Genomic DNA, 25645 nt, shown 5'->3' with positions numbered 1-25645 from the left:
ACTCCGCCACGGCTCCCGGCCCGGCCGCCGGTCCGGTCCCGGCGCCGGGCCACGCCCCGGGCACGGACGACCGCAGCGGGGCCGCCGCCCCGAGGCCCGGGGTCACCGGACCAGGAGCTGCGTGAGGACCAGCCCGGACGTGTGGGTCTCCACCTCGAAGAGGCCCGTGCGGTCGGCCGTCAGGATCAGGGTCGCCTCCTGGCCCGCGGGCAGGGCGAGTTCCTTGTCGTAGCCGTGGACGTGGAGGGTGTCGGCACGGTCGCTGGTGACCCGCAGGGCGACGCGTTCGCCGCGCTTGACCTCGGTGCGGCCGGTGGTGGGGACCACCTTGCCGTCCCGGACGGCGAGGGTGACGGTCCGGTCGGCCCGTGGAGCCCCGGAGGGGGTTGCCGGGCCGGTCGGAGCGGGTGCGGAGTGACTGTGGGGCGCCTGGCCCGGGGGGCCCGCGGTCAGTGGCACGGACGCCTCGACCGGTTTGCCGGCGACGGCCCAGGCCGTGTGGTCGTCGGCGTAGAGGCGGACGGTCAGGGTGTGCGCGCCCTCGGGCACCTGCGCCGCGGGCAGGTGGAACCAGGGGCCGTACACCCGGGCCAGCTTGTGGCCGTCGAGTTCGAGGTGGGCGTGACCGGCGCCCGGGAGGGCGGCGCCGCCGGTGCTGTCGGGGGTGAAGCGGAAGGCGGTGAGGGCCAGTCGGAGGTTCCAGCCGTCCTCGGAGTCGGGGCGGACGGTGAGCCCGACCTCCGGCGCGCCCTGGGCCGGGACCTCGCGCAGGCGGTGGCCGTCGCCGTCCTGGGCATCCAGCAGGGTGCCCGTGCTGCCGGAGGCCTGCTCGTGGGTGGTGCCGGGTTTGTGGTGGGTGGTGGCCCTGCCCCCGCAGCCGGTGGCCGCGCCGCCCGCGAGGAGCAGGAGGAGGGCGACGAGCGCGGCCGTGCGGGCGAGGTGCCGGGGCGGCCGGCCCGTACGGGCGGGAGGTCGGCAGGCGTCGCACCGGATGCGGTCCTGTGCGGGGAGGGTCACTTCGGGCACTTCGGGCCTCCGATGGAAGTTCGGGCCGACCGACCACCGCCCCCGCAGCCCCCGGACCCGGGCCTGCCCCGCCATGCCCCGGCACCGGGCCGGGCGCCGGTAGCGGGCCGGCAGGGCGTCGGCAGCGGGCGGGCGCGCCGACGGGACTTCGGGGCGAAGAGCGGGGGCGGGGGCGGGGCGGGGATCAGGGGCGGGGGCGGCGTGGGGGGTGCGGGAGGGGGCCGGTTGGTGGGGTGGGGGCGGGTCAGGGGGTCAGCGCCGGGGCGGGTCAGGGGCCGGGGTCGGAGCGGGTCAGGGGGCCAGGGCCGGGACGGGGGTCGGGTGAGGGGGTGGGTGGGGTGGGGCGGGATGCGGCGGCGGCTGCCCAGAGGACCCAGACCAGTGCCACCAGTGCCCGTATCCAGGCGGGGCTCACGGGGGTCCAGGGGATCATCAGGACGGCCTTGTCGAAGGCGTCCAGCAGGGTCAGCGCTCCCAGGAGGAGGGTCAGGCGGGCCGGCCAGGGGCGCCCGGGGCGCAGGGCCAGTCCGGTGCCGGTCCACCAGAGGCCGAGCAGCAGGAGGGCGAGGGCCGGGACGGCGGTGTCCTGGAGGGGCGTCGTGGAGCCGGCCACGTCCAGGGCCAGCCCGGCGGCCCCCAGCAGGGCGGCCGCCGTGCCCAGCCGGGAGCGGCGCAGGCGGCGCCACCACAGCACCCCGCCGACCAGCAGCAGGACGGCCGCCACCGCCAGCGCGATCTGCGTCTCCACCCGTTCCGGGCCGCGGGCCCCGTACCAGTCGCAGCCGGCCGGGAGTCTGCGGGCCTGGACGTTGTAGTCCGCGCAGACCAGCAGCTGGGTGAGCTTCACCGGTTCGCCCACCAGCCGGGCGGAGGCGCCGCTGACCTCGCCGCGCTCCTTCCCGCACCGCGGCAGGGTGCCGGGGGTGGAGCCGTCGGGGCCGTCCTGCCAGCAGTTGCCGCGGCCCTGGCCGTCCCACCACACGTCGGTGCCGTTGGGCCGAGAGGCCCCTGACCGGTCCTTGCCGAGGATGTTGCCGGCGTACCGGTTGTGGTGGGAGGTGTCGGTCTGCTTCGACCACGTGCCCTCGCCGCGGATGAAGGCCGGTACGGCGCTGAGGAAGAAGCCGGCCCGCCGGTGGCCGTACACCCAGTTGTTCTCGTAGAGGTTCCAGTTGCCTCCGGCCGTGATGATGCCGGTGCCCGGCGGCATGGAGATCTGGGGGCAGACCACCCCCTGCTCGTAGCCGCGCTCGGCGGGCGGCTTCGCGCAGGTGCCGTCGGCGACGTAGGGGTAGTAGTCGGCGTTGTTGTCGTGGATGAGGTTGCGTTCGAAGCGGGCGTGGTTCTGCGGGAGGCCGGGGTGTCCGGGGAAGGCGCTGTCCATCGAGGCGCCGCCCATGTTCCGGTCGAACTCGTTGTCGTGGACCCACACCGAGTCACCTGCGGTGCCGGAGTAGCCGACCATGTTGTGGTGGCTGCGGCAGCCGGTGATCTCGATCGCGTACCGGGGCACGTCGTAGCCGCGCCCGTCGTTGATGTCGGAGGCACTGCCGGGGTAGATGCCGGAGTCGCCGTTGCCGTAGGACTCGCAGTTCCTGTACAGGCCGTGGTCGCTGGCGAAGGTCAGGAAGCCGTACTCGTCGTTCCAGCGGGTCAGTACGTCGTCGATGACGAAGCCGTCGGCGGCGAGTACGTACAGCGAGTTGAAGGTGGTGCGCTGGGCGGTGAAGTTGCGGAAGTAGACGCCGTCGGACCCGTCGGCGCGGATGGCGTTCAGCTTCCGGTACTTGGCGTCGATGACGACGTCCGTGCGTGCGGCGCCGGTGCCCTCGATCTGGAGGTCCTTCTTGCCGAGGATCGCGACGAGGTTCTGGTTGTGCGGGCAGGCCGTCTGCTGTGCGTAGGACAGGATCTGGTAGCCCAGGGCGGAGTCGGGTGCCTTGAGGGCGGCGCACCCGCCCGTCGGTGCGGGGAGCGAGGGCTCCTCCTCGTAGAGGCCGGGCAGTACCGCGATGTTCATGCCGGGGCGGTCGACGGCGTCGACGGCCGCCTGGAGGTGGCGGTAGCCGGACTTCTCGCAGCGTTCGTAGAGGTCGAGGTTGCGGCGGCGCAGGGCGTCGGGGAATCCGGCGATGCGGCGTTCGAAGGCGGGCCGGTCGGTCTTGCAGACGATCAGGTCGGGCTCGGTCGCGCGGTACGCGGGGACGGATCCGGTGCCGTCGGGCAGGGCGACGGGGCGCTCTTCGTGCGCACCGGCGGGCGGCGCGGCGGCGAGGAGGGACAGGAGCGCGAGCAGGGCGGCGAGGAGTGCCGCCGGCACGGCAGGGAACCTGCGGGTCCACGACATGCGCGAGAGAGTAGAGCAATGTTCATCTTTTCGGATCCCCTCCCGCACGGATCCTCCGGGACCGCCGCCCGGAGCCGGGCACGGGGACGGGGACGGGGACGGGGACGGGGACGGGGACGGGCACGGGCACGGCCACTGGGACGGGAGGGAATCGGCCATGCGGTCCGGGACGGCGTTGACGCGCGGCGCGCGGAATCCTACTGTCTGGCATAGGATTCCTTCGACGGAGCGGGAGCAGCCCATGAGTGAGCAGGCCAGGAAGACGGCGGAGGCGCTGGAGTACCTCACCGGCTTCGGAAACGAGCACAGCTCGGAGGCCGTGCCGGGCGCACTCCCCCACGGCCGCAACTCGCCCCAGCGCGCGCCGCTCGGCCTCTACGCCGAGCAGCTCAGCGGCAGCGCCTTCACCGAGCCGCGCCGCCACAACCGCCGCTCCTGGCTCTACCGGATCCGCCCGTCGGCCGCGCACCCCGCCTTCACCCGGGCCGGCAACGGGGCGCTGCGCACGGCGCCCTTCACCGAGGCCGTCCCGGACCCCAACCGGCTGCGCTGGAACCCGCTGCCCGACCCGGCCCCGGGCACCGACTTCCTGGCCGGCCTGTGGACCCTGGGCGGCAACGGCGACGCCACCCAGCGCACCGGCATGGCCATCCACCTCTACGCCGCCAACGCCGACATGACGGACCGCGTGTTCAGCGACTCCGACGGCGAGCTGCTGATCGTCCCGGAGCGCGGCGGCCTGCTGCTGCGCACCGAGCTCGGCCTGCTCTCGGCCGGCCCGGGCGAGGTGGCGCTGATCCCGCGCGGCGTCCGGTTCCGCGTCGAGCTCCTCGACGGGGAGGGCGGCGCGCCCGCCCGCGGCTACGTCTGCGAGAACTACGGTCAGCCCTTCGACCTCCCCGACCTGGGCCCGATCGGCGCCAACGGCCTCGCCTCCGCCCGCGACTTCCGGGCGCCGGTCGCCGCGTACGAGGACGTCGAGCGCCCCACCGAGGTGGTCAACAAGTTCTGCGGGAACCTCTGGACCGCGACCTACGACCACTCCCCTCTCGACGTCGTGGCCTGGCACGGCACGCACGTCCCGTACGTGTACGACCTGCGCCGCTTCAACGTCATCGGGTCGATCAGCCACGACCACCCCGACCCGTCGATCTTCACCGTGCTGACCTCGCCCTCCGACACCCCGGGCCTGGCGGGCGTGGACTTCGTGGTCTTCGCCCCGCGCTGGCTGGTCGGCGAGGACACCTTCCGCCCGCCGTACTTCCACCGCAACGTGATGAGCGAGTACATGGGCCTGATCGAGGGCGCCTACGACGCCAAGGCCGAGGGCTTCGTGCCCGGCGGCGGCTCCCTGCACAACATGATGTCGGCGCACGGTCCCGACCGCGAGACCTTCGACCGGGCCAGCGCCGCCGAGCTGAAGCCGCAGAAGATCGACGACGGCCTGGCCTTCATGTTCGAGACCCGCTGGCCGATCACCGCCACCCCCCAGGCGGCCGGGGCGGAGCACCTCCAGCGCGGATACGACGACGTCTGGGAGGGTCTCCAGCGCCACTTCCGCGCCTAACATGCGCATGCGTGCGCGCACGGCCCCGTGCGCGCACGCCCGCCGCCTGCACTTCAGCCTGCCGCCGTTCGGAGAACCACCCGTGACCGCCTTCGCCCCCGACTCGCTCGTCCTGAACCGGAAACTGCCCCTCTGGTACCAGGTGTCCCAGTCCCTGCGCGCCTCGATACTGGGCCGCACCCCGGACGCCTCCCTGCGCCTGCCGACCGAGGAGCAGCTCGCCGAGCACTACGGCGTGAGCGTCCTGACGATGCGCCAGGCGCTCAAGGAACTGGAGGGCGAGGGCCTGATCAGCCGACACCGGCGGCGCGGCACCTTCATCGAGCCGGGCGCGCGACGCAGCGCCCCGGTGCGGCTGCTGGGGTCGGTCGACGCGATCGTGGCGCAGCAGTCGGGCGAGCGGACGACGATCCTGGGCCGGGAGCGGACGCCGGTGGCCGGTGAGCTGCTGGAGCACTTCCCCGACACCGCCGAGGTGGTCACGTACCGCAGGCTCCGCCACGACGGGGAGAGCGGCGAGCCCACCAACTGGGCGGAGAACGCGGTCCGCCCGGAGTTCGCGGACGCCGTGGACCTGGACGACCTGGTGCGGTGGCCGATGACGAAGGTGCTGCGCGACGTGGTCGGGGTGCGGATCAGCCGGATCACCGACACCGTCGAGGCGCGCCTCGCGGACCCGGTCACGGCCGAGCTGCTCCAGGTCCCGCTGCTGAGCCCGATCCTGCACTACACGGGCGTGACGTACGACGAGGACGGGCGGGTGGCCGACGTGGCGCGGATCCGCTACCGGGGCGACCGGTTCTCCTTCACGGTGACGGTCGACGCGCCCTGACGGCGGACCCGCCGCGGCAGGTCAGGTGCTACCGCTCCTCGCCCTTCTCCTCCCCGAGGCGCTCCCCCTCGGCCTGGGAGGGGGTGGTGCGCATCGTCTGGGGGTGCTGCCGCTGCTTGCGCTGCTGCTCGTCCATGTCCTCGTCGAGCCGCTCGCCCTCGGCCTGGGAGGGCGTCGAATACTCGTCGTACTGACTCATGGCCGACTCCTGGGTCGGTAACGGATGCACGCATGCGTACGTATGCGTACATAAGGAGCGTAACGCTTCAGCCTGGACGCGGCCCGGCCCCGGCGGCCCGTCGCTACCATCTGCCGGGTGAGCGAAGACGTACCGCTGCTGGACGATCTGATGCCCTGGTCCGTGGGCGGCCTGCGCCTGGGGCGGGACTGGGTGGCCGCGCCCGATCCGGCCGTGCTGCGCACCCGCTGGACGACCCTGACGCGCGCCGAAGGGCCGGAGCGGGAGCTGCTGTTCCGCCCGAGCCGGACCCGCGGGCCCGCGGCCGGAGCGGCCGCGCTGCCCGGGCAGCGCTCGGCGACGGCCCGGTTCTCCGAGGCTCCGGGCCCGTTCCCCGAGCCCGTACGGGTGCTCCGCGCGCCCTTCGACGAGCAGTGGCTGCTGCCCGACCAGCGGCTCATCGACGCGGCGCGCCCCGAGCTGTGGCGGGTCCTCGACGCGCAGCAGCTGTTCGTGGTGGAGGCGCCGGAGCCGCTGGTCACCGCCCACCTCCCGGCGGGCCGGCTCGGCCGGATCCGGCCGCTGCACCGGCGCCCCGGCGGGGCCGAGGCGAACCTCGCGCCGGGCCTGCTGCCGCTGCTGGGGGCGCGCCACGGCGGCTGGGTCACCCCGGAGGACGTGCTGTGCTGGATCCTCGCCGCGGGCCGCCCCGGGCCGCGCGGGTACGAGGTCCCGCTCGCGGCGGACCCGGAGCGGTGGCGGGCCGGGCTGGAGCTGGGCCGGCGGCTGCTCACCGTACAGCTGCGCGGGGCGCGGGGCGGGGAGCCGCCCCGGCTGCCGGGCGGGCGGCGGCCGTACGTCCGCTCGGCGGTGACGGCCTGGCCGCAGGGGCTCGCGTACGACCCGGAGAGCGAGACGCTGGCCCTCGGGGACGGGGCGGTGTCCCCGGTTCCGGCGGGGGCGTGGGAGTACGAGGCGCAGGGCGTGCGGGTGCTGGAGTCCTGGTTCGCCGCGCGCGGTGCGCACCGGGATCCGCAGGCGCGGGGCCTGGAGGCGCTGGGTCCCGCGGAGTGGCCGCAGTCCTGGACCTCGGAGCTCCTGGCCCTGGTGACGACCCTGGCGCTGCTGGCCGATCTGGCCCCGCTGCGGGCGGAGTTCACGCCCGGGCCGCTGCTGGCCGCCGGGGAACTGGCGGCGGCCGGGGTGCTGCCGCCGCCGCGCTGGTCCCGGCGGCCCGCCTCGGTGCTGGACCACCGGGAGGAGGGGCCGGGGGGCCAGTTCGCCCTGCTGTAGGCCCTCGCCGCCCCCTGCCGCCCCGACCCGTCAGGGAGCCGGGGCCCAGGCGCCCAGCAGGCGGGACACCGAGCGGTCGAAGACCGCCGCCATGTCGAGCGCCGACGGGGATACCGGGCCACCCGCCACGAGGGCCTCGGCGAGCCGCGGGTACTCCCCCGACGCCAGCCGGGAGCCGAGCCAGGCCGTCCGTACGCCCTGCTCGGCGGCCTCGCTCCAGGGCAGTGAGCGGGCCCGTTCGGCCAAGGCCAGTTCGCTCCCCACGAACGTCGCCACCGCGCCGTTCACCGCGGCGATCAGTTCCAGCTTCTCGCCGCCCGGGATCTCCAGCGGCGCCAGGCAGGCCAGGCTGTGCTCCAGGTACCGCAGGGCGTTCGGGCCGAAGCCGTACACCGGGCTCAGCAGTCGCGGCAGCCACGGGTGGCGGTGCATCAGGGCCCTGGCCTGGCGGGCCAGCGCGAGCAGGTCGGCGCGCCAGTCCCCGCTCGGCGGGGCCAGTTCGTACTCCCCGCTGACGGCGTCGACCATCAGCTCGTGGAGGTCCTCCTTACGGGGGACGTAGTTGTACAGGGACATCGTCCCGGCACCGATCCCCGCCGCCACGCGCCGCATGGAAACGGCCTCGATCCCCTCCGCGTCGGCGATCCGCACCGCCTCGGCGGCGATGGAGTCGCGGCTGTGCGCGGGGCGCGGTCCGCGGCCCGCCCGCACCGGGCGGGTCCAGATCACTTCGGGTTCAGCGGGGCGCCCGCCGGCTGTCATCGGTCACATCACCTCGTCGTCTCGCCATCATCTTAGTTACGTACAGCGTACGTAGTGCGGTAGGGTGCCCCGCATGACGACTACGTACGCTGTACTTAGTGAGGGTCTGGAGAAGCACTTCGGTGAGGTGCGCGCGCTGCGCGGGCTGGATCTGGCCGTGCCGGAAGGCACCGTCTGCGGGCTGCTGGGCCCCAACGGCGCGGGCAAGACCACCGCCGTCCGGATCCTCACCACCCTCACCGCGCCCACCTCGGGCCGCGCCCTGGTCGCCGGCCACGACGTCACCCGCGACCCCGCCGCCGTCCGGCGCGCCATCGGGGTCACCGGGCAGTACGCCTCCGTCGACGGGGACCTCACCGGCCGCGAGAACCTGCGGCTGTTCGCCCGCCTCGCCGGTCTGCGCGGCCGGGCCGGACGGGAGCGCGCCGACGGGCTGCTGGACCGGTTCGGGCTGGCCGAGGCCGCCGACCGGGTGGCCTCGACCTGGTCGGGCGGCATGCGGCGGCGCCTGGACCTCGCCGCCGGACTGATCACCCGCCCCCGGGTGCTGTTCCTGGACGAGCCCACCACCGGTCTGGATCCGGCGGCCCGCGAGCACATCTGGGAGGCGGTGCGCGCACTCGCCGACGAGGGCACCACCGTCCTGCTCACCACCCAGTACCTGGAGGAGGCCGACCGGCTCGCCGACGACATCCTGGTCGTCGACCGGGGCCGGGCCGTCGCCACCGGCACCCCCGCCGCCCTCAAGGCCCGCATCGGCTCCTACGCCGAGGTCACCGTCGCGCGGGCGGACGCCCTCACGGCCGCGGCCGGGGTCCTCGACCGCCTCACCGGCGGGCGGCCCGCCCTGGACGAGGAGCGGCTCACCGTCGGGGCGACCGTGCTGGACCCCGCCGTCACCCTGCCGCGGGTGATCCGCGCGCTCGACGGCGCCGGGGTCCCGGTCACGGACGCGAGCCTGCGCCCGCCCACCCTCGACGAGGTGTTCCTGCGCCTCACCCGGGTCCCGGCCCCCGCCCACGCCCCCACCCCGACGAAGGAGAACGCGGCATGACCACCCTGCTGTCGGACGGCGGCGCCGTCCTGATCCGCCAGCTCCAGAAGGCCCGGCACGCCCCGGCGCTGCTGGTGCTGACCCAGACGATGCCGCTGATGATGCTGCTGTTCTTCGGCTACGTCTTCGGCAGCGCCCTCGCCATGCCGGGCGCCGAGTACCGCGAGTTCCTGGTGCCCGGGCTGCTCGCCGCGACCGCCGCCAACGGCCTGATGACCGGCATGTTCACGGCCGCGCAGGACGCGCACCGCGGGGTGATGGACCGCTTCCGCACCCTGCCGATGAGCCGGACCGCCGTCCCCCTGGGGCAGACGGTCGCCGACCTGCTGACCACGGCCGTATCACTGGTGCCGGTGATGCTGGTGGGACTGGCGATGGGCTGGCGGACCGAGAACGGGCTGCCCGGCGCGCTCGGGGCGTTCGGCGTCCTGCTGCTGTTCCGCTTCGCCACCGCGTGGGTGGGCACGTACCTCGGGCTGCTGAGCCGCAGCGAGGAGGCGGCGGGGCAGCTCGGCAGCGCCACCTTCGTCCTGCCGATGCTGTCGAGCGCCTACCTGCCGACGGCCGGGCTGACCGGCTGGCTGCGGACGGTCGCGGAGTGGAACCCGATCAGCGCCGTGGCCACCGCCGTACGGGCCCTGTGCGGCAACACGGGCGGCGAAGCGGCCCCGGGCGCGTCCTGGCCTGCCGCGCACCCGGTGGCCGGGGCGGTGCTGTGGTCGCTGCTCCTGCTGGCGCTCTTCGTGCCGCTGGCCACGCGCCGGTTCGCGCGCGGCCGGGACTGAACGGCCGGGACTGAACGGCCGGGACCGAACGGCAGGCCGAACGGCAGGGCTGCGGGGCTGCGGGGCGGGCGGCGAACGGCGGCCGCCGGACCGCCGGGGCCGCACGGGGTGACAGACCCCGGCCTCCCGGGATAGGCATCGGTGTCATGGACACCGACACGGACCCCGCCGCCGCCCCCACCGCCCCCCTCGGCTCCGCCCCCGAGCCCCTCCCCCTCGCCGGCCTCACGGTCGTCGCCGTCGAACAGGCCGTCTCCGCCCCCTTCGCCACCCGTCAGCTCGCCGACCTCGGCGCCCGGGTCATCAAGGTGGAACGCCCCGACGGCGGCGACTTCGCGCGGGCGTACGACACCGCCGCCCACGGCCTCGCCTCGCACTTCGTCTGGGCCAACCGCGGCAAGGAGTCCCTCGCCCTCGACCTCAAGGACCCGCGCGGACTGGGCGTGCTGCACGAACTGCTGTCCGGCGCCGACGTCTTCGTCCAGAACCTCGCGCAGGGCGCCGCAGCCCGCCTGGGGCTCGACGCCGCGACCCTGTGCGCCCGCTACCCCCGACTGGTCGCCGTGGACGTCTCCGGCTACGGCCCCGAGGGCCCGTACGCCCACAAGCGCGCCTACGACATGCTCGTGCAGTGCGAGGCCGGTCTGGTCTCGGTGACCGGCACGCCCGGACTGCCGGTGAAGGCGGGGATCCCGGCGGCCGACATCGCCGCCGCCATGTACGCCTTCTCCGGGGTGCTCGCCGCCCTCCTGCGCCGCGGGACGACCGGCCGCGGCGGCCCCGTCGAGGTGTCGATGCTGGACGCGCTCGCCGAATGGATGGGACACCCGCTGCACCACACGATGCACGGCGGGGAGCAGCCGGTGCGGACGGGGCTGGCGCACGCCGTGATCGCGCCCTACGACGCCTACCCGACGGCCGACGGGGACCGCGTGCTGCTGTCGGTGCAGAACGACCGGGAGTGGGCGCGCCTGGCGCGGCAGGTGCTGGGGCGGCCCGACCTGGCGGAGGACCCGGCGTACGCGACGAACGCGGCCCGCACCCGGGGCCGGGAGAAGACGGACGCGGTGGTGGCCGAGGCACTCGGCCGACTCGGCGCGGACGAGGCGGTGGGGTTGCTGGAGGCGGCCGGGATCGCCTGCGCGCGGCTCAACTCGGTGGCGCAGCTGGCCGCGCACCCGCAGCTCGCGGCGCGCGACCGCTGGCGGCAGGTGGATTCTCCGGCCGGCCCGCTGCGCGCGCTGCTGCCGCCGATCGGGCTGCCGGGTGGCGCGGAACCGCGGATGGGAGCGGTGCCCGCGCTCGGCGAACACACCGATGCCCTGCTGCGCGCCCTGGGGATGACGGGCGCGCAGATCACGGCACTGCGCCGGGACGGTGTGATCGCCTGAGGCCGGGGGTACGCCGGGAGGATCCCGGGGGGCGCCGAGGAGGAGCCGGTGCCGGGGTACGGCCGGGCCGGACCGGCCGCCCTGCGGGGTCTGTTACGAGCGGCGGCTGCCGAAGAGCGTGCGACGCAGCCTGCGCAGCGGGGCGAACAGCGCGACGCGCGCGCTCCGGCTCCGCTGGACGTGCGTGTGGTCGCGGGAGGTGAGCTCGCGCATCAGGAGGGTCGCCTCGGCCACCTCGTGGTGCGGGACGGCGGGACCGCCCAGCACGGCGAGATGGCGGTCGAGGCGCGAGCTGACCGCGCTGCTACCGCAGGTGATGGCAGGCACGCGGGGCGGCCTGCTGCGCATTGCTATCTGTTCCATGTCTCTCCCCACCCGTACGAGGGCACCCGGCCCGGGCAGGGTAACCCTATCGCCCCGGCGTCACACTCGGGTATCCCGGTGGTGTGAATTACCCCTGTAGTTACGGGTAGTTGACGATTACTCACCGGAGTCGACCGTCACTCTCCGCAGTATCGGGCCGACTTGGGGAGCCCTCCGGAGGGCCGATCGGAGAGTGTCGTCACGACAGGGGCCACCCGGCGCGCTCTGCGCTAACTTGGAGTGATCACCCGGTGACGCTTGGGGGTTCGCGTGAGTGGGAACGAGGGCGGGGACGCCGCGCGTGTCGTCGCCGGACGCTACCGGCTGCTCGGCCCCCTGGGCCGCGGCGGCATGGGCATCGTCTGGCGGGCCCGGGACGAGGTGCTGGGCCGCGAGGTCGCCGTCAAGGAGGTACGGGCGCCGGCCGGGCTGGACGCCGGCGAGGTGGCGCGCATGTACCGGCGCCTGGAGCGGGAGGCGTGGGCGGCGGCCCGCATCTCCCACCGCGGGGTCGTCACCGTCTACGACGTGGCGAGCGAGGACGGCCGCCCCTGGATCGTGATGGAGCTGGTGCGCGGGCTCTCGCTGGCGGAGGTGCTGGAGGGCGAGGGTCCGATGACCCCGCAGCGGGCGGCGCACCTCGGCGAGCAGGTGCTGGCCGCGCTGCGCTCCGCGCACGAGGCGGGGGTGCTGCACCGGGACGTGAAGCCCGCCAACGTGCTGATCGCCAACGACGGGCGGGTGGTGCTGAGCGACTTCGGGATCGCGAGCCTGGAGGGCTCCTCGGCGATCACGATGACCGGCGAGGTGGTCGGCTCCCCCGAATTCCTCGCTCCGGAGCGGGCGTTGGGACGGGATCCGGGTCCGGAGTCGGACCTGTGGTCGCTCGGGGTGATGCTGTACGCGGCCGTGGAGGGCGTCTCGCCGTTCCGCCGGGACACCCCGCTGTCGACCCTCCACGCCGTGGTGGACCGCGAACTTCCGCCGCCGCGCCGGGCCGGGCCGCTGGAGCCCGTACTGGAGGGGCTGCTGCGCAAGGATCCCCGGGAGCGGCTCGCCGCCGCGGAGGCCGCCCGGATGCTGCGGATCATCGGTGCGGGCGGGACCGTACGGGCCCCCGGCGGGCCGGTGTCGGGGCCGGACGCCCCGACGGCCTTCGCGCACCCCGGGGACGGGGCGTACGGGCCGACCCCGCCGATGGCGACGGCGCCCGTACCCGTACCGCCCCCGCCCGTACCGCCCCCGCCCGTACCGCCCGCGCCCGGGCCGTCGCGGCAGGGGTCGGCCGGGGCGGTGCTGGTCTTCGGGATCGCGGTACTGGTGCTGGTGCTGGCCCTGCTGGTGTGGCTCCTGCTGCGGAACACCGGCTCCGGGACCGACGGGGCCGGCGGGGCCGCGCCCCCGGGCTCCGCGCCGGCCTCCGCGTCCGCTCCCGCGGCCGCCTCCGGCCAGGCGTCGGCGTCGGCCTCGGCCTCCGCCTCCGCGTCGTCGGGCACCGAGCCCCCGCAGAGCGTCACGCTCTACGTCCACACCGTGCGCCCCGCCTACGACGGGGCCTGCCCGCCACCCGGCACGCTCGCACCCGCCTTCACCGGGACGGTGGAAGTGGCGCGCACCCCCGCCGTGGTGGAGTACCGCTGGATCACGCGCGGCGGCTCGGCCCCCGCACCGGACTGGCAGAGCATCGTGTACGAGGCCGACGGGCCCCGGACCCGCCAGCTGGACCACACCGAGTCCGGCCACCGGCCGGGCGCCACCCTCGCCGACGCGGTCCGGCTGGAGGTGCGGCAGCCCGCCCTGGCGGCCTCCGCGTGGCTGGAGTTCTCCGTGACGTGCACGAAGCAGACCCCGACGGGCGGGGCCTCCTCCCCCGCCGCCTCCGGTTCGCCGGGCGGCACGCCCCCGCCGGAGCCGTCCCCGACGCCTACGCCGAGTCCGACTCCGAGCGGGCAGGCCGGTGCCTAGTGCCGTGACCGGTCAGGCCTTGCCGGTGAAGACGGGCAGGTAGCCGCCGGACTGTCCGGCGGCGGTGGGGTGGTACGACTCCCCGATGTTGAGCCAGTTGACGCTGTGCAGCCACGCGTCGCCGGAGCAGATCTCGTGGCCCGTGAAGGAGCCGGCGACCGAGGCGAAGGTGAAGCCGTGGTCGGCGGCGCGCTTGGCGATGGCGGCGTTGAGGTAGTCGGACGCGCCGTTGATGGCGGTGCGTTCGCCTTCGGTGAGGCCGGTGACGCAGTTCCCGTTCAGCTTGTAGAAGCGGGGGTAGCCGAGGACGACCACCCTGGCGCCCGGGGCCCGGCCGTGGATGGCGTCGTAGACCTGGTCGAGCTTGCCCGGAAGGGTGGAGTCCACGTACGCCTTGGCGTCGTTGACGCGGCTGACGCAGGTGGACTCGGACTGGAGCACACAGGTCGTCATGACGTCGGAGAATCCGGCGTCGTTGCCGCCGATGGTGATGCTGACCAGGTCGGTGCCGGAGTTGAGGGGACCGAGCTGGCCGGAGAGGACGTCGTCCGTCCGGGCGCCGGAGCAGGCGGCGAAGGAGAAGGTCTGGGGGGAGTGGGCGGCGGCCCACAGGGCCGGGTAGGCGCGGCTGGTGCGCTTGCAGTTGCCGCTGGAGCTGTCGTAGTTGCCGGCGCCGACGCCGGAGGAGTACGAGTCGCCGAGGGCCACGTAGCCGAAGTCGGCCTGGGCGGCGGCCGCCTGGCCGGCTCCGAGCAGGGTGGCGCCGGCGGCGAGGAGCAGGGAGGAGGTGACGGCGGCGAGGCGCGACAGTCTGATGCGCATGGGGACGGCTCCTTGTGGGGGGGTACTCCGTGGGGGGGGTTACTCCTGAGTCCGTGGTACAAGCAGCCGTGACGCTGTGGAAGTGTCCATGCCAAGAATGTTTCGGGTCGGCTTGGCGCCGGAATCTTCACGCCCGTTGCGTTTGAAGAGGTAACCCGGGCACCCGATCCGGCGAAACACGGGTGCGTGCGGCCACATCGTGCCGGATCATGGGCGCCATGCCAGCAGACCCGCAGGACGCGCTGCCGATTCGCCTGAACGTGGACGACAGTGACTCGCCGTCGGATGTCGTCGACGCCCTGTTCCTCGGGCGGTTCGCCACCGGCGAGCAGCCGTACGCGCAGAGCGTGACGATCGACCGGGTGAAGCCGGAGGCGACGCTGCTGCCGCCACGCGCCACCGTGCTCCGCTCGGCGCGCGACACCGACCGCAGCGCGGTGCTCGCCGAGGGCGAGGGGTGGACCCTGCTCGTCTCCCGCTGGAGCAGGGGCGCCGACGTGACGGTGACCGCGGTCAGCGACGAACTCGCCGCCGGGGTGCTCGGGCAGGCCACCGAGGGGGCGCAGGACGAGCCCGAACCGCAGCCGGACAACGTCACGATGGGGTTCTGGTACGTCTCCCCGCGCCGCGGCCCGTACCGCACGACCCGGCAGATCTCCGCGGGCACCTGGGACGAGGTCCGGCCCAACTACACCGCCCCGGTGGCGACGGCGATGGACCGGCTGATGAAGATCACCCCGGACGACATCGCGGGCCGGCTGCTGCTCCTGCACGGGCCGCCGGGCACCGGGAAGACCTCGGCGCTGCGGACGCTGGCCCGGTCGTGGCGGGACTGGTGCCAGGTGGACTGCGTCCTGGACCCGGAGCGGCTGTTCAACGACGTGGGCTACCTGATGGACATCGCGATCGGCGAGGACGAGGGCTCCGCGAAGGGGCGGTGGCGGCTGCTGCTCCTGGAGGACTGCGACGAGCTGATCCGCGGGGAGGCCCGGCACACGGCGGGTCAGGCGCTGTCACGGCTGCTGAACCTGACCGACGGTCTGCTCGGGCAGGGCCGCAACGTGCTGGTCGGCGTCACCACCAACGAGGACCTGGAGCGGCTGCATCCCGCGGTCGTCCGCCCGGGGCGCTGCCTGGCCCGCATCGAGGTCGGGCGGCTGACGCGGGGGGAGGCGGTGGACTGGCTCGGCACGGAGGAGGGCGTCTCCCGCGAGGGCGCGACCCTTGCCGAACTCTTCGCCCTGCGGCGCGGCACGGGACCGGCGGCGGTGGTCCCGGCGCAGCCGCAGACGTCGGAGGCGGGCCTGTACCTGTAGCCGCCGGCGGTGACCGGGCAACGACACCGCCGCCGGCGCCGTACCGGTGCCCGGCGGACTCCGCGAACACGGGCCCGGCCCGACGACGGGGGCCGGGGCCGGACGGACCGGGCCGGCCCGGGTGCCCCGCTGGACCAAGACCGACGCACCCGTGAGCCGGGGCCGGCAGGCCGGACGGAGGCAGACCGGGCCCGGCGACCCGGCGACCCGGCAGGACACCGGCCAAGGCCGATGACGGCGTGGGCCCGTAGGCCGATGGCCCGGCAGACCAGTGGCCAAGGCCGCTGGCCGCGTGGGCCGGTGGGCCGAGACCGGGTGGGTCGGGCCGGTAGGAGTCGGGGTCTAGCGGGTGGTGTAGCGGGCGCGGAGGGCGGTTGTGGCGGCTTCGGTGGCTTCGGTCTCCGTCAGGCCGAGGCGGTGTGCCCGCTCCGCGTACGCCTGCGCGGCCGCGGCCGCCTCCCGGGAGGAGCCCTCGGCGGCGGCGACGAACGTCCCGTTGCGGCCCCGCGTCTCGATCACCCCGTCGGCCTCCAGCGCCCGGTACGCCTTGGCCACCGTGTTGGCGGCCAGCCCCAGTTCCTCCGCCAGGCCGCGAACCGTCGGCAGCTTGTACCCCGCCGGGAGCTTCCCCGACCGGGCCCGGTCCGCGATCTGCGCGCGCAGCTGTTCGTACGGGGCGGCCGCGCCGGCCGCGCCGTCGATCCTGATCCTGAGGTTGGTCGAGGTCACGCGGCCGATTGTCCCCCATCCCCCGGATAATTCGCAGGCGCGGGCCCCGGCCGGGCCCGTAACCTCGTGCGGCGCCGGCCGCCCTGCCGTTCGTGGTGACCACCCCCGCCGGTGTGGCCCACGAGCCGGCCGGCGTCCGGCACGACCCGACCCTCGACCACGGGCCGGCCGAGCTCGCCGAGACGGAATCCCAACGAGTGGTTCGGGTACGAGATCTGCACGACCGAGACGCGCTGCACGAGGAAGCTGGGAGCGACACGATGACCACACGATGGACCGTCACCCTCACCAAGGCCGGCCGCACCAAGATCAGCTACCCGGCGGCGCAGGTGTCCGACGACGGCGACCGGATCTCCGTGCGCGCGCCCTGGGCGGCGGAGGGGGTGAAGGACTTCGGCTTCGTGCGCTTCGAGCCGGGCGACGTGTTCGTGGAGCACTTCTGGCGCACGCGCTGGTACGCGGTCAAGGAGGTGTGGAGCGGCGCGGGCGTCCTCAAGGGCTGGTACTGCGACGTGACCCGCCCTGCGGTGGTCCGCGGGGGCGAGATCGTCGTCGACGACCTGGACCTGGACCTGTGGGTGTCGGCGGACCGCGCGTCCGTCCTGCGGCTGGACGAGGACGAGTTCGCGGCCAGCGGTCTCGCCGCGAGCGACCCGGAGGCCGCGGCGCAGGCCGTCCGCGCCCTCGACGCCCTCGACGACCAGGCTCGCTCGGCCCCGGGACTGGCCGCCCTGCTCGTCTGACGGATCGTCCGACGGGGCGTACAACGCGGGGTGCGACGGCATCGCGCGGGTCCGGGTGCCCTTCCTGTGGGCCCGCTTAGGCCTTCCTTAAGCGGACCCTAAGGATCACCGCGGGGGCCCGGATCCGGGGCCCGGGGCGGTGGGCGCGGGCTAGCTTGGCGGGGCCAGGGAGGGTCGGTGGCGGCGGGAGCCCGGTTTCGGGACGGCGCCGCACGGCCCGGTTCCGCTGGCGCGCCCCTGCCTTGCGCCCGAAGGAGATCCACCCATGTCCGCGTCCCGTCGCCGTACCGCCGCCCTCCGTATCGCCGCCACCGGTCTCGCCCCGCTCGCGGTGGCCGCGTACGCCGCCGGGCCCGCCGCCGCCCACGGCTCGATGACGGACCCGGTGAGCCGGGTGGCGGCCTGCTACGCGGAGGGGCCGGAGTCCCCGAAGTCGGCCGCGTGCAAGGCCGCCGTGGCGGCGAGCGGGACGCAGGCGTTCTACGACTGGAACGCGGTGAACATCGCCAACGCGGCCGGCCAGAGCAAGAAGCTGATCCCCGACGGGCAGCTGTGCTCCGCGGGCAACGCCAAGTACAAGGGGCTGGACCTGCCCCGCGCGGACTGGCCCGCCAGCCCGATGACGGCCGGGGCGCACACCTTCCGCTACAAGGGCACCGCCCCGCACAAGGGCTCCTTCGAGCTGTACGTGACGAAGGACGGCTACGACCCGACGAAGCCGCTGAAGTGGTCCGACCTGGAGCCCGCCCCGTTCGCCAAGGCCACGGACCCCGGCATGCAGAACGGCGACTACGTCTTCAGCGGGACGGTCCCGAAGAAGACGGGCCGTCACCTCATCTACAGCATCTGGCAGCGCTCGGACAGCCCCGAGGCCTTCTACACCTGCTCGGACGTGGTCTTCGGCAAGGACACCGGGGCGGGTGGCGCCGGTACGGGGACCACCCCCGGCGGCAAGCCGAGCACGCGGCCCTCCACGGGCTCCGCCGCCAAGCCTTCCGGTACGCCCTCCGGTACTGCCGCCGCGCCCGCCGCCGACGGGGAAGCCGTCCCGCCCGCCAAGGCGCCGACGGACCAGCAGATCTCCGACGGCGCGGGCAAGTCCTCCGTGGAGCACAACGGCCACGGCGACAACGACCCGAAGACGAACGGCGCGGGCGCCGTGCCGGTCTCCGTCCCGCTCTCCTCGCCGTCCGCGGACGGTTCCACGGGCGGTGACCTCGCGCAGACGGGCGGCAGCAGCGCCACCCCGGCGATCGCCGTCGCCGGGGCCGGCGCCCTGGCCGTCGGTGCGGCCGTGATGTTCGCGGTGGCCCGTCGCCGGTCGGCGGCGGGCCGTCACGGCCGCTGACGGACCGCCCGGACCGCCTGTGCGTCAGTCGAAGACCGACGCGCAGGTGGTCCGTTCGGCGTGTGCGGGGTCGAGGGCGTTGAGCGCCTCGTGCCAGGCGATGCGGTCGGTGAGGCCGATGGTCACGTGCTCGGAGATGTCCAGCGGGCACAGGTCCTGGAGCAGGACGTTGCGTACGTCCGGCCCGTCGAGGAACTGGGTCCGGTAGGGGGTGACCACCTCGTCGTAGCGGGTGGCGATCACCGTGTACTTCACGCCGGGGACGGTGTCGCCGCCGGCGTTCAGCTTGTTCTGGAAGGCGGACCCGGCGATCTGGTCGGCCAGCCCGGGGGTGGCGGTGCTGATCAGGTCCTCGGCGCCGGGGAAGTACGGGAGCAGCTTGGTGAGTCCGGACAGGGTGGTGCCGTGGTTGTCGGGGGCCAGCCCGACGAGGGCGTTGACCTTGGCGCCGCCGCCCAGGAACTTCAGGTAGTAGCGGGGCATCATGCCGCCCTGGGAGTGGCCGACGAGGTCGGCCTTGGCGGCGCCGGTGGAGACCAGCACCCGGTCGACGAAGGTGTCGAGCTGGGCGGCGGACTTGTCGATGGGGCCGAGCCCGTTGAAGAAGGGCACGCCGGGGAGCTGTCCGTAGTCGAGGGAGTAGACGCAGTACCCGCGGTGGACCAGGTACGGCGCGAAGCCGAGCCAGTTGTCCACGGAGTTCCCGAAGGTGCCGTGGACGAGGACGACGGGGCGCGGGTGCGCGGCGGACGGCTTGCAGGACCAGTCGTTCCAGCCGCTGCTGGGGCCGGACGCGGCCTGGGCCCCGCCGGTGGGGGCGACGAGGGCCGCGGCGGCGAGGGTGAGGACGGCGAGCGGGCGGAGCAGGCGTCTCCAGGGCAGCATCGGGTGATCTCCTTGCGGGTCAAGGGAAATGCGTGGGGGTTCGTCCCGTGATCCGGATCACAAGGGGGCTGCTGCCAGCTAAATTACGGGCGAGTAGCAAGACAGGGAAGTTACGCGTCGGTAAAAACTCGTGTGTCGAGGTCCTCTCCAGCGCCGCTCCGGAACAATGGACGTCCCCGGAGCAGGACTTGAGGTGATCGCGGTCATGCAGAGCGCTCCCGGCGCCGGTACCGCCCTGGCCGCGCCGCCCGCACTGGCGGCCGATCCGCTGGTCGCGGCCGTCACGGAGACCGCCGTACGGGTCCTGCGCCCCGAAGCGGAGCACACCGCCGGGGCCGGGGTCCCGCGCACGCACCTGGACGCGCTCGCCGCGTGCGGTGCGTACGGGCTGATCGGATACGAACCGGACCCGGCGGGCGGGCTGACGGCCCGCCAGGTGGTCCGGGAGGTCCACGAGGTGCTGGCGGCCGTCGATCCGTCGACGTGGTTCGTGTGGACGCAGCACGTGCCGGCGGTGAAGGCGCTGCTGGCGGCGGACGGCCCGGACGGGGACGCCCTGCGCTCGCGGTGGCTGCCCGCGCTGCAGGGCGGCGAGCGGCGGGCCACGGCCGGCTACGCCTTCCTTCGCCATCCGCGCCCGCCGGTCACGGCGGAGCGGGTGCCGGGCGGCTGGCGGCTCGCCGGGCGGGTGCCGTGGATGACGGGCTGGGGCCTGGCCGACGTGGTCTACGTGGGCGCGGTCACCCCGTCCGACGAGGCGCTGTTCGCGCTGGTGGACTGCGCCGGCCCGGACGGCGGGCTCGGCGCCGTCGGCGGGGCGGCCCCGCTGTGGGCGATGGGCGGTACGCACACGGCCTCGGTCGAGCTGCGCGGGGTGCACGTGCCCGACGCGCGGGTGGTCGGGCTGATGCCGCGGGCCGACTGGATCCGGGCCTACGACCTGGAGAACGCCGACGCCCAGCCGGCCGTCTTCGGCCAGCTGCGCGCGACCGCCGACTTCCTGCTCGGGTCTCCCCCGTTCGAGGAACTCGGCCTGCGGCTCGCCCGCAGGACGGCCCGGCTGCGCACGGAGGCCTACGCCCTGCGGGACGGGCTGCCGCCGGGGGAAGGGACGGGCGAGCGGCTCGCCCTGCGGGCCGCCTCCCTGGACCTGGCCGTACGGGCGGCCGCGGCGTGCGTGGCCGTGACCGGCGGCCGGGCGGTCCAGTTCGGCCACACCGCGGGACGGCTCTCCCGCGAGGCCCAGTTCCACCTGATCCAGGCCCAGACCACCCCCCTCCGCACGGAAACGACCCACCGCCTCCTCCCCGACCTGGAGGACTGACCCTCCCGGCGCCCGCCGCCGGTGGCTGCGCCGGAGCGACCGGCCGCCCACTCCCGGGACTCCGCCCCGGACCCCGCGCCTCGAACGCCGGCGGGGCTGGATTCCGCCGCACCGTCGCCGCAGCCCGCACGGGGCGGCTGAGCCGAAGGGGCGCGCCTGGGGAACGAGGTCGTGCGCGCGCAGGAAACCCGAGGAACGAGGGTTTTCGAGCACGGACGACCTCGTGAGCCGGGCCTCAGCGCCCCGGAGGCGAAGCCGCCCCCAAAAGAAACGTGGCGGCGGGGCGGACCGTGCCCGGGCCGAAGCGGGCGTTGGCCTGGTCGATGGCGGCTTCGGCCGTGAGGCGGGATTCGCGGGTGGGGTCCAGGGAGAGCTGGCGGGTGGTGGCCGCGGCCGCGGTGAGGTCCTCGGCGCGGAGCACCATGCCGGTGAGCCGGGCCCGTTGCAGACCGGCCGCGTCCATCAGCCGGTACGCGAGGGTGCGCAGGTCCTCGTCGTGGGCGGAGGGTTCGGGCAGCCGCCGGGACTTCTCCCAGCGGGTGCCGCCCGCGAACTGGAGGGTCAGGGACAGGGAGCGGGCGGCCTGGCGGCGTCCGCGCAGGGCGGCGCCGAGGCGGACGACGAGGGCGAGGAGGGCGGCGCGGGCGTGCGGGCCGTCCAGTTCCTGGCGGGTGAAGCCGGTGCGGACGGCGGCCGAGGGGGGCAGGTCGCGCGGGGTGACCGGGCGCGGGTCGATGCCGCGCGCGCGGTCGGCGACGAGCCGTCCGGACCGTTTGCCGAGGATCCGTTCCAGGACTCCGGGCGTGACCCGGGTGAGTGCTCCGACGGTGTGCAGCCCGTAGCCGCGCAGGGCTTCGGCCTGTCGGGAGCCGAGTCCGTGCAGCGCGTCCACGGGGAGCGGGGCGAGGAAGCCCGCCACCGCCGCCGGGTCGTCGGGGACGGTCAGGGTGCCGCCCGGGCCCTGGATCCGGGCGGAGGCCATGGCCGCCACGGCCCAGGTGCCCGCGACGCCGATCCGGACGTCCGTGCCGAGCCGGGCCACGGCGCGCAGCCGGACGACCTCGGCGATGCGGGCGGGGTCGGCGCCGAAGTACCGCTGGGCGCCCCGCACCTGGACGAGGGCGGCCCGGGGCGGCAGGGCCTGGACGACCGGGGAGAACTCGCGCAGCAGGTCGAGGACCTCGCGGTAGCCCTCGGGGGTCAGGGTGGGGGCGCAGCGCACGTGCAGGACGCCCGCCGCGGAGCGGGGGCGGTTCATCCCGCGCTCCCGGGGCTGGAGTGCCACAGCTTGCGGCCGGTGGCGGCGCGGTCCCCGGGCGGCTGGAGGTCGGCCCACGGGTTCATCTCGTAGCCGGTCGGGAGGTGGATGCGGCGGCCGTTGTCGGGGGTGGCCGTGGGCAGGGGGGCGGCCAGGCGGGCCGTGACGGCTCCGATGCCTTCGCGGGCGCGCAGTTCGGCCAGTTCGGCGAGGTCCCAGGCGGCCGCTCCGACGACGCTCAGGCTCTGCGGTCCGCGCCGCTGGACGACGCCCCGGACCAGCAGCAGGAAGGAGTGGAAGACGGTGTGGGCGCAGGCTTCCTGGCTGTCGTCGAAGAAGGCGAGGTCGACGAGGCCGGTGCCGTCGTCGAGGGTGGTGAAGACGACCCGCTTCCCGGAGCGGATCGGCGGGGTCTGGGTGGCGGCCTTGGCGCCGGCGACCAGGACGGTCCGGCCGTGCGCGGTGTCCCGCAGGCGGCGGGCCGGGACGACGCCCAGTTCGGCGAGGAAGGCGTGGTGGTCTCCCATGAGGTGGCGGGAGGCGTCCATGCCGAGGACGCCGAGTTCGGCGCTGAGCCGTTCGGCTTCGGTGAGGTCGGGCAGTCCGACGGGGGCGGTGGACCGGCCGCCGCCCAGCGGCAGTTGGGCGGAGCCGCGGGCCCCGGCGGCGCGCTGGGCGCCGTGGAGTTCCGTCAGGTGCAGCAGCAGGTCGCGGCGGTTGGCGCCGAAGGCGTCCAGCGCGCCGACCTGGGCGAGGCGTTCGGCGACGGGGCGGCCGGGGTGCGCCCGGTCCCAGAAGTCGCGCAGGGAGGCGTAGGGCTGGCCGGTCTCGATGCGCAGGGCTTCGGCCCCGCTGATGCCGTGGACGTCGGAGAGGGCGAGCCGCAGTCCCCACCGCTCCGGCTCGTCGGACACCAGTTCGATCCGGTGGGTGGTCGCCGAGCGGTTCACGTCCAGCGGCAGCACCGGTACGCCCCGGCGCCGGGCGTCGGCCAGCAGCAGCCGCTTGGGGTACATCCCGGGGTCGTGGGTGAGGAGTCCGGCGTAGAAGGCCGCCGGGTGGTGGGTCTTGAGCCAGGCCGACTGGTACGTGGGCACGGCGAAGGCCACGGCGTGCGCCTTGCAGAAGCCGTAGCTGCCGAAGGCCTCGACGATCTCCCAGGTCCGGGCGATCACCTCCGCCGCGTAGCCCCGGGCGGCCGCGGCCGCCGCGAACCAGGCCTTGATCCGGCCCTGGGAGTCCGGGTCGGAGAGCCCGCGCCGGACCCGGTCGGCCTCGTCGCGGCCGCAGCCGGTCATGACGTGCACGATCTCGATGATCTGCTCGTGGAAGACGACGACCCCGTAGGTCTCGCGCAGCGCGTCGGCGAGATCGGGGTGCGGGAAGCGGACCGGGGCCCGCCCGTGCCGTGCCTCGATGAAGGGGCGCACCATGTCGGCGGCGACCGGGCCGGGGCGGAAGAGGGAGATGTCGACGACCAGGTCGTGGAAGGCGGCCGGCTGGAGCCGGCCCACCAGGTCGCGCTGGCCCGGGGACTCGATCTGGAAGCAGCCCAGCGTCTCGGCGGAGCGGATCAGTTCGTACGTGGGCCCGTCGCCCGGCGGCACCTGCGCCGGGTCGTCCAGGTCGAGTTCCCGTCCCGTGGCCCGCCGCAGCTCCGCGACGGCGTGGGCCATCGCGGACTGCATCCGTACGCCCAGGACGTCGAGTTTGAGCAGTCCGAGGTCCTCCACGTCCTCCTTGTCGAACTGGGACATGGGGAAGCCCTCCCCGCTGGTGGGGACCACCGGGGTGCGGGCGAGCAGGGTGGCGTCGGAGAGCAGGACCCCGCACGGGTGCATGGCGGTGCCGCGCGGCAGCGCGTCGAGGGCCTCGACGAGGTCCCACAGCCGCTCGTACGGCCCGCCGCTCGTCGCGTCCCGTACGTCGCGCAGTTCGGGCAGCTCCGCCAGGGCGGCGCGGGCGTCGCGGGCGCGGATGTGCGGGAAGGCCTTGGCGAGGCGGTCGACGGTGGCCGGGTCCATGGACAGGGCGGCGCCGACGTCGCGGACGGCGTGGCGGACCCGGTAGGTCTCGGGCATGGCGACGGTGGCGACGCGTTCGGCGCCGAAGCGGGCGATGATCCGGCGGTACACCTCCAGCCGACGGGCGGACTCCACGTCGATGTCGATGTCGGGCAGGACGCGGCGGCGCTTGGACAGGAAGCGTTCCATCAGCAGTCCGTGCGCGACGGGGTCGGCGTGCGCGATGCCGAGGAGGTGGTTGACGAGGGAGCCCGCGCCGGAGCCGCGGGCGGCCACCCGGATGCCCATCTCCCGTACGTCGTCGACGACCTGGGCGACCGTCAGGAAGTACGAGGCGTAGCCGTGGTGGGCGATGACGTCGAGTTCCTCGTGCATCCGCTGCCAGTAGGCGGGGTCGCCGGCGTGGCCGCGCAGCACCAGGCCCGCAGACGCGCGGGAGGTGAGCACCCGCTGGGCGGTGCGGCGGGCGGCGCCGACGAGGCGGGCCTCGGGGAAGTGCACGGAGCCGATGCCGAGGTCGTCCTCGGGGTCGACGGAGCAGGCCTCGGCGGTCTCCCGGGTCCGCGCGAGCAGCCGGCGGGCGTCGGCGGGGCGCAGGCCGGCGGCCTCGGCGATCCGGTCGGCGGCCTCGGCCATGCGGCGGGGGTCCTTGAGCCAGCGTTCGCCGCCGTCGAGGGGGCCGCGGGGGTCGACGGGGACCAGGCGGCGGGCGGCGTCGAGGACGTCGGCGACGGGGCCCTGGCCCGGGTCGGCGTAGCGGACGGCGTTGGTGAGCACGGCGGGGACGCCCTGTTCGGCGGCGAAGCCGACGGTACGGGCGGCCAGCCGCAGCGAGCCGGGGCCGGTGCCGGTGCGGCCGTGGTGGACGGCCTCCAGGCGCAGGGCGTCCCCGTAGACCTCCCGCCAGGGCGCGAGCAGCCGGGCCGCCCGGTCGGGGCGCCCGGCGGCGAGCGCCCGGCCCACCTCGGAGCCGGGGCCGAGGAGCACGAACACCCCGTCGCCGGACAGCGCCTCCCAGGGCACCACCGGCTGCCGGCCGGGACCACCGGGCGCGAGGCCGGGGCCGCCGGAGCCGAAGCCGGCGCCGCCGGGACCGAAGCCGGGACCGAGGCCGGGACCGAGGCCGGGACCGAGGCCGGCACCACCGGAGCCGGAACCGGCGCCGCCGGGGCCGAAGCCCGTGCCGTCGGGGCCCGTGCCGTCGGGTGCGAAGCCCGTGCCGTCCGGGCCGGGCTCCGCGGGACGCACGGCCGGGTCCGCGGCGTGGGCGGCGGTGACCATCCGGCACAGCTGCGCCCATCCGGCGGCGCCGTCACGGGCCAGGAAGAGCGCCCGCGGGGCGGACTCGTCGACGAAGGCCCCGCCCTTGACGGGGACCCGCCTGCGGTACGAGGCCTCCCCGGCCCCGCCCGCGGGGGCCCCGGCCCGGGACCCGGCGGGCGGCCCCGCGGGGGACACGGCCAGGTCCACCCCGAACAGGGGCCGGATCCCGGCCTTCGCGGCCGCCTTCGCGAACCGGACCGCACCCGCGAGGGTGTCGCGGTCGGTCAGGGCGAGGGCGTCCATGCCCCGCTCGACGGCGCGCTCCGCCAGCCGCTCCGGGTGCGAAGCCCCGTACCGCATGGAGAACCCC

Annotated in this window: 21 protein-coding genes; 11 read left to right on the top strand and 10 right to left on the bottom strand. The window is 75.2% G+C overall.

What is annotated here, in order from left to right; translation table 11 throughout:
- Positions 1-102: 102 nt before the first annotated feature.
- Positions 103-906, bottom strand: coding sequence for a hypothetical protein (locus SLAV_RS28855; RefSeq protein ID WP_030238873.1), 804 nt, complete (start codon positions 904-906; stop codon positions 103-105).
- A 388-nt stretch (positions 907-1294) separates the two neighbouring features.
- Positions 1295-3373, bottom strand: coding sequence for a right-handed parallel beta-helix repeat-containing protein (locus SLAV_RS28850; protein ID WP_030238370.1), 2079 nt, complete (start codon positions 3371-3373; stop codon positions 1295-1297).
- A 241-nt stretch (positions 3374-3614) separates the two neighbouring features.
- Here SLAV_RS28850 and hmgA point away from each other — a divergent pair, with 241 nt between their 5' ends.
- Positions 3615-4940, top strand: coding sequence for a homogentisate 1,2-dioxygenase (gene hmgA, locus SLAV_RS28845; protein ID WP_030238372.1), 1326 nt, complete (start codon positions 3615-3617; stop codon positions 4938-4940).
- A gap of 82 nt (positions 4941-5022) precedes the next feature.
- Positions 5023-5772 (top strand): GntR family transcriptional regulator, encoded by a 750-nt coding sequence (locus tag SLAV_RS28840; protein WP_030238373.1) that lies wholly within the window; start codon positions 5023-5025, stop codon positions 5770-5772.
- Between the two features lie 28 nt (positions 5773-5800).
- Here SLAV_RS28840 and SLAV_RS41610 read toward each other — a convergent pair whose 3' ends face one another.
- Positions 5801-5971, bottom strand: a complete 171-nt coding sequence (locus SLAV_RS41610; protein WP_167456804.1) for a hypothetical protein — start codon at positions 5969-5971, stop codon at positions 5801-5803.
- 150 nt (positions 5972-6121) lie between these two features.
- Between SLAV_RS41610 and SLAV_RS28835 the strand changes: the two genes are divergently transcribed.
- Positions 6122-7243, top strand: a complete 1122-nt coding sequence (locus SLAV_RS28835) for a type ISP restriction/modification enzyme (protein WP_158740851.1) — start codon at positions 6122-6124, stop codon at positions 7241-7243.
- A gap of 30 nt (positions 7244-7273) precedes the next feature.
- Here the strand turns inward: SLAV_RS28835 and SLAV_RS28830 are convergent, their stop codons facing one another.
- Positions 7274-8005 carry a TetR/AcrR family transcriptional regulator gene (locus SLAV_RS28830; protein WP_030238379.1) on the bottom strand — a complete coding sequence of 244 codons (732 nt, stop codon included), beginning with the start codon at positions 8003-8005 and terminating at the stop codon, positions 7274-7276.
- 73 nt (positions 8006-8078) lie between these two features.
- Between SLAV_RS28830 and SLAV_RS28825 the strand changes: the two genes are divergently transcribed.
- From SLAV_RS28825 to SLAV_RS28815, 3 genes are all read left to right on the top strand, one after another.
- Complete coding sequence (locus tag SLAV_RS28825; RefSeq protein WP_037688446.1) at positions 8079-9059, top strand: daunorubicin resistance protein DrrA family ABC transporter ATP-binding protein; 981 nt, start codon at positions 8079-8081, stop codon at positions 9057-9059.
- Positions 9056-9844 (top strand): ABC transporter permease, encoded by a 789-nt coding sequence (locus SLAV_RS28820; RefSeq protein ID WP_030238384.1) that lies wholly within the window; start codon positions 9056-9058, stop codon positions 9842-9844. Before SLAV_RS28825 ends, SLAV_RS28820 begins: the two co-directional genes overlap by 4 nt.
- Before the next feature lie 146 nt (positions 9845-9990).
- Entirely contained in the window at positions 9991-11235 is a 1245-nt protein-coding gene (locus SLAV_RS28815) for a CaiB/BaiF CoA transferase family protein (RefSeq protein WP_030238386.1), read from the top strand.
- Between the two features lie 93 nt (positions 11236-11328).
- On the opposite strand, the gene SLAV_RS28810 is transcribed toward SLAV_RS28815, so the two are convergent.
- Complete coding sequence (locus tag SLAV_RS28810; RefSeq protein WP_078950594.1) at positions 11329-11598, bottom strand: hypothetical protein; 270 nt, start codon at positions 11596-11598, stop codon at positions 11329-11331.
- 270 nt (positions 11599-11868) lie between these two features.
- Between SLAV_RS28810 and SLAV_RS28805 the strand changes: the two genes are divergently transcribed.
- Positions 11869-13563, top strand: a complete 1695-nt coding sequence (locus SLAV_RS28805; RefSeq protein WP_063760360.1) for a serine/threonine-protein kinase — start codon at positions 11869-11871, stop codon at positions 13561-13563.
- A 12-nt stretch (positions 13564-13575) separates the two neighbouring features.
- Here SLAV_RS28805 and SLAV_RS28800 read toward each other — a convergent pair whose 3' ends face one another.
- On the bottom strand, positions 13576-14379 hold the full coding sequence (locus SLAV_RS28800; RefSeq protein ID WP_030238394.1) for an SGNH/GDSL hydrolase family protein: 804 nt from the start codon (positions 14377-14379) through the stop codon (positions 13576-13578).
- Positions 14380-14603: 224 nt separating this feature from the next.
- On the opposite strand from SLAV_RS28800, the gene SLAV_RS28795 reads away from it, so the two are divergent.
- Positions 14604-15701 (top strand): DUF5925 domain-containing protein, encoded by a 1098-nt coding sequence (locus SLAV_RS28795; RefSeq protein ID WP_030238397.1) that lies wholly within the window; start codon positions 14604-14606, stop codon positions 15699-15701.
- Between the two features lie 342 nt (positions 15702-16043).
- Here the strand turns inward: SLAV_RS28795 and SLAV_RS28790 are convergent, their stop codons facing one another.
- Positions 16044-16430 carry a GntR family transcriptional regulator gene (locus SLAV_RS28790; protein ID WP_030238400.1) on the bottom strand — a complete coding sequence of 129 codons (387 nt, stop codon included), beginning with the start codon at positions 16428-16430 and terminating at the stop codon, positions 16044-16046.
- 260 nt (positions 16431-16690) lie between these two features.
- On the opposite strand from SLAV_RS28790, the gene SLAV_RS28785 reads away from it, so the two are divergent.
- Positions 16691-17173 (top strand): ribonuclease FAU-1 family protein, encoded by a 483-nt coding sequence (locus SLAV_RS28785; protein ID WP_030238402.1) that lies wholly within the window; start codon positions 16691-16693, stop codon positions 17171-17173.
- Positions 17174-17438: 265 nt separating this feature from the next.
- Positions 17439-18521, top strand: coding sequence for a lytic polysaccharide monooxygenase auxiliary activity family 9 protein (locus SLAV_RS28780; protein ID WP_030238405.1), 1083 nt, complete (start codon positions 17439-17441; stop codon positions 18519-18521).
- 24 nt (positions 18522-18545) lie between these two features.
- Here SLAV_RS28780 and SLAV_RS28775 read toward each other — a convergent pair whose 3' ends face one another.
- Positions 18546-19406 (bottom strand): esterase/lipase family protein, encoded by an 861-nt coding sequence (locus tag SLAV_RS28775; protein ID WP_030238409.1) that lies wholly within the window; start codon positions 19404-19406, stop codon positions 18546-18548.
- A 205-nt stretch (positions 19407-19611) separates the two neighbouring features.
- Between SLAV_RS28775 and SLAV_RS28770 the strand changes: the two genes are divergently transcribed.
- Entirely contained in the window at positions 19612-20730 is a 1119-nt protein-coding gene (locus SLAV_RS28770; protein WP_158740847.1) for an acyl-CoA dehydrogenase family protein, read from the top strand.
- A gap of 235 nt (positions 20731-20965) precedes the next feature.
- Here SLAV_RS28770 and SLAV_RS28765 read toward each other — a convergent pair whose 3' ends face one another.
- Both SLAV_RS28765 and SLAV_RS28760 read right to left on the bottom strand, forming a co-directional pair.
- A complete protein-coding gene (locus tag SLAV_RS28765; RefSeq protein ID WP_037688449.1) occupies positions 20966-21988 on the bottom strand; it encodes a DNA polymerase Y family protein in 1023 nt (340 codons plus the stop codon).
- The gene (locus tag SLAV_RS28760) at positions 21985-25635 is read right to left on the bottom strand and encodes a DNA polymerase III subunit alpha (protein ID WP_234333841.1); all 3651 of its coding nucleotides are present in this window, start codon (positions 25633-25635) and stop codon (positions 21985-21987) included. Before SLAV_RS28760 ends, SLAV_RS28765 begins: the two co-directional genes overlap by 4 nt.
- Between the last annotated feature and the right edge of the window lie 10 nt (positions 25636-25645).

The sequence above is a fragment of the Streptomyces lavendulae subsp. lavendulae genome (assembly GCF_002803845.1).
In the GTDB taxonomy this organism is placed as follows: Bacteria; Actinomycetota; Actinomycetes; order Streptomycetales; family Streptomycetaceae; genus Streptomyces; species Streptomyces lavendulae.
This window is presented reverse-complemented; position numbering and strand designations above follow the sequence as displayed.

Excerpts from the sequence above, each read along its gene's own strand:
- SLAV_RS28850 (WP_030238370.1), bottom strand. The coding sequence starts at position 3,373 with ATGTCGTGGACCCGCAGGTTCCCTGCCGTGCCGGCGGCACTCCTCGCC.
- hmgA (WP_030238372.1), top strand. The coding sequence starts at position 3,615 with ATGAGTGAGCAGGCCAGGAAGACGGCGGAGGCGCTGGAGTACCTCACC.
- SLAV_RS41610 (WP_167456804.1), bottom strand. The coding sequence starts at position 5,971 with ATGAGTCAGTACGACGAGTATTCGACGCCCTCCCAGGCCGAGGGCGAG.
- SLAV_RS28835 (WP_158740851.1), top strand. The coding sequence starts at position 6,122 with ATGCCCTGGTCCGTGGGCGGCCTGCGCCTGGGGCGGGACTGGGTGGCC.
- SLAV_RS28830 (WP_030238379.1), bottom strand. The coding sequence starts at position 8,005 with ATGACAGCCGGCGGGCGCCCCGCTGAACCCGAAGTGATCTGGACCCGC.
- SLAV_RS28825 (WP_037688446.1), top strand. The coding sequence starts at position 8,079 with ATGACGACTACGTACGCTGTACTTAGTGAGGGTCTGGAGAAGCACTTC.
- SLAV_RS28820 (WP_030238384.1), top strand. The coding sequence starts at position 9,056 with ATGACCACCCTGCTGTCGGACGGCGGCGCCGTCCTGATCCGCCAGCTC.
- SLAV_RS28815 (WP_030238386.1), top strand. The coding sequence starts at position 9,991 with ATGGACACCGACACGGACCCCGCCGCCGCCCCCACCGCCCCCCTCGGC.
- SLAV_RS28810 (WP_078950594.1), bottom strand. The coding sequence starts at position 11,598 with ATGGAACAGATAGCAATGCGCAGCAGGCCGCCCCGCGTGCCTGCCATC.
- SLAV_RS28795 (WP_030238397.1), top strand. The coding sequence starts at position 14,604 with ATGCCAGCAGACCCGCAGGACGCGCTGCCGATTCGCCTGAACGTGGAC.
- SLAV_RS28785 (WP_030238402.1), top strand. The coding sequence starts at position 16,691 with ATGACCACACGATGGACCGTCACCCTCACCAAGGCCGGCCGCACCAAG.
- SLAV_RS28780 (WP_030238405.1), top strand. The coding sequence starts at position 17,439 with ATGTCCGCGTCCCGTCGCCGTACCGCCGCCCTCCGTATCGCCGCCACC.
- SLAV_RS28775 (WP_030238409.1), bottom strand. The coding sequence starts at position 19,406 with ATGCTGCCCTGGAGACGCCTGCTCCGCCCGCTCGCCGTCCTCACCCTC.
- SLAV_RS28770 (WP_158740847.1), top strand. The coding sequence starts at position 19,612 with ATGCAGAGCGCTCCCGGCGCCGGTACCGCCCTGGCCGCGCCGCCCGCA.
- SLAV_RS28765 (WP_037688449.1), bottom strand. The coding sequence starts at position 21,988 with ATGAACCGCCCCCGCTCCGCGGCGGGCGTCCTGCACGTGCGCTGCGCC.
- SLAV_RS28760 (WP_234333841.1), bottom strand. The coding sequence starts at position 25,635 with ATGCGGTACGGGGCTTCGCACCCGGAGCGGCTGGCGGAGCGCGCCGTC.